General features: G+C 50.6%; 1 rRNA gene. It reads right to left on the reverse strand.

Going from position 1 to position 2,977, the window contains the following annotated elements:
- Positions 1–34: 34 nt before the first annotated feature.
- A 23S ribosomal RNA gene (locus tag OA91_RS23660) occupies positions 35–2,932 on the reverse strand.
- Positions 2,933–2,977 lie beyond the last annotated feature (45 nt).

Genomic DNA, 2,977 nt, shown 5'->3' on the forward strand with positions numbered 1-2,977 from the left:
ATCGTAATATAACGCTAAACCATTTTGGCGTTATATGGTCAAGCCTCACGAGCAATTAGTACTGGTTAGCTCAACGCCTCACAACGCTTACACACCCAGCCTATCAACGTCGTAGTCTTCAACGGCTCTTTAGGGAACTTAAAGTTCCAGTGAGATCTCATCTTGAGGGAGGCTTCCCGCTTAGATGCTTTCAGCGGTTATCCCGTCCGAACGTAGCTACCCGGCAATGCCACTGGCGTGACAACCGGAACACCAGAGGTTCGTCCACTCCGGTCCTCTCGTACTAGGAGCAGCTCCTCTCAAATCTCAAACGTCCACGGCAGATAGGGACCGAACTGTCTCACGACGTTCTAAACCCAGCTCGCGTACCACTTTAAATGGCGAACAGCCATACCCTTGGGACCGGCTTCAGCCCCAGGATGTGATGAGCCGACATCGAGGTGCCAAACACCGCCGTCGATGTGAACTCTTGGGCGGTATCAGCCTGTTATCCCCGGAGTACCTTTTATCCGTTGAGCGATGGCCCTTCCATACAGAACCACCGGATCACTAAGACCTACTTTCGTACCTGCTCGACGTGTCTGTCTCGCAGTTAAGCGCGCTTTTGCCTTTACACTCTTCGCATGATTTCCGACCATGCTGAGCACACCTTCGTGCTCCTCCGTTACTCTTTGGGAGGAGACCGCCCCAGTCAAACTACCCACCACACAGTGTCCTCGATCCCGATTAGGGACCTGAGTTAGAACCTCAAACATACCAGGGTGGTATTTCAAGAGTGGCTCCACCAAAACTAGCGTCTTGGTTTCAAAGCCTCCCACCTATCCTACACAAGTAGGTTCAAAGTTCACTGTGAAGCTATAGTAAAGGTTCACGGGGTCTTTCCGTCTAGCCGCGGATACACAGCATCTTCACTGCGATTTCAATTTCACTGAGTCTCTGGTGGAGACAGTGTGGCCATCGTTACGCCATTCGTGCAGGTCGGAACTTACCCGACAAGGAATTTCGCTACCTTAGGACCGTTATAGTTACGGCCGCCGTTTACTTGGGCTTCGATCAAGAGCTTCGCTAATGCTAACCCCATCAATTAACCTTCAAGCACCGGGCAGGCGTCACACCCTATACGTCCACTTTCGTGTTTGCAGAGTGCTGTGTTTTTAATAAACAGTCGCAGCCACCTGGTATCTTCGACCAATCTCAGCTTAGGGAGTAAATCCCATCACCAAAATCGGCGTACCTTCTCCCGAAGTTACGGTACCATTTTGCCTAGTTCCTTCACCAGAGTTCTCTCAAGCGCCTTGGTATTCTCTACCTGACCACCTGTGTCGGTTTGGGGTACGGTTCCCATATATCTGAAGCTTAGAAGTTTTTCCTGGAAGCATGGCATCAACCACTTCACCCAAAAGAGGGCTCGTCATCAGTTCTCGGTATTCTCTCTTAAGAGGGCAACCCGGATTTACCTAAGTCACCTACCTACCGCCTTAAACACAGACAACCATCGCTGTGCTGGCCTAGCCTTCTCCGTCTCTCCATCGCAATATATGCAAGTACAGGAATATTAACCTGTTTCCCATCGACTACGCATTTCTGCCTCGCCTTAGGGGCCGACTCACCCTGCCCTGATTAACATGGGACAGGAAACCTTGGTCTTCCGGCGGGGAAGTTTTTCACTCCCCTTATCGTTACTCATGTCAACATTCGCACTTCTGATACCTCCAGCCTGCCTTACAGCTTGACCTTCAACGGCTTACAGAACGCTCCTCTACCATGCCTAGTAAACTAAGCATCCGTAGCTTCGGTGTACAGTTTAGCCCCGTTATATCTTCCGCGCAGGCCGACTCGACTAGTGAGCTATTACGCTTTCTTTAAAGGATGGCTGCTTCTAAGCCAACCTCCTAGCTGTCTAAGCCTTCCCACATCGTTTCCCACTTAACTGTAACTTTGGGACCTTAGCTGACGGTCTGGGTTGTTTCCCTTTCCACGACGGACGTTAGCACCCGCCGTGTGTCTCCCGTAATTGCACTCATTGGTATTCGGAGTTTGCATGGGGTTGGTAAGTCGGGATGACCCCCTAGCCCAAACAGTGCTCTACCCCCAATGGTGAGATACGAGGCGCTACCTAAATAGCTTTCGAGGAGAACCAGCTATCTCCGAGCTTGATTAGCCTTTCACTCCTATCCACAAGTCATCCCCGCATTTTTCAACATACGTGGGTTCGGTCCTCCAGTTAGTGTTACCCAACCTTCAACCTGCCCATGGATAGATCGCCCGGTTTCGGGTCTATTCCCAGCAACTATACGCCCTATTAAGACTCGGTTTCCCTACGGCTCCTCTATGCGATTAACCTTGCTACTGAAAATAAGTCGTTGACCCATTATACAAAAGGTACGCAGTCACGGAACAAGTCCGCTCCCACTGCTTGTACGTACACGGTTTCAGGATCTATTTCACTCCCCTCACAGGGGTTCTTTTCGCCTTTCCCTCACGGTACTGGTTCACTATCGGTCAGTCAGGAGTATTTAGCCTTGGAGGATGGTCCCCCCATATTCAGACAGGATACCACGTGTCCCGTCCTACTCGATTTCATTAAAAGGGCATTTTCGTATACGAGGCTTTCACTCTCTACGGCGGCACTTTCCAGAGCCTTCTACTAACACCAATTTAACTTAAGGGCTAATCCCCGTTCGCTCGCCGCTACTTAGGGAATCTCGGTTGATTTCTTTTCCTCCGGGTACTTAGATGTTTCAGTTCCCCGGGTTCGCCTCGTATGGCTATGTATTCACCATACGATACCCGCAAGCGGGTGGGTTTCCCCATTCGGACATCTCGGGATTAACGCTTGTTTATCAACTCCCCCGAGCTTTTCGCAGATTACCACGTCCTTCATCGCCTCTGACTGCCAAGGCATCCACCGTGCACGCTTGGTCACTTGACCATATAACCCAAAAGGGTCTATATACCAACGAGCTTTTGTGTCTCG

This window comes from Marinomonas sp. SBI8L (assembly GCF_001624705.1).
Lineage (GTDB): Bacteria > Pseudomonadota > Gammaproteobacteria > Pseudomonadales > Marinomonadaceae > Marinomonas.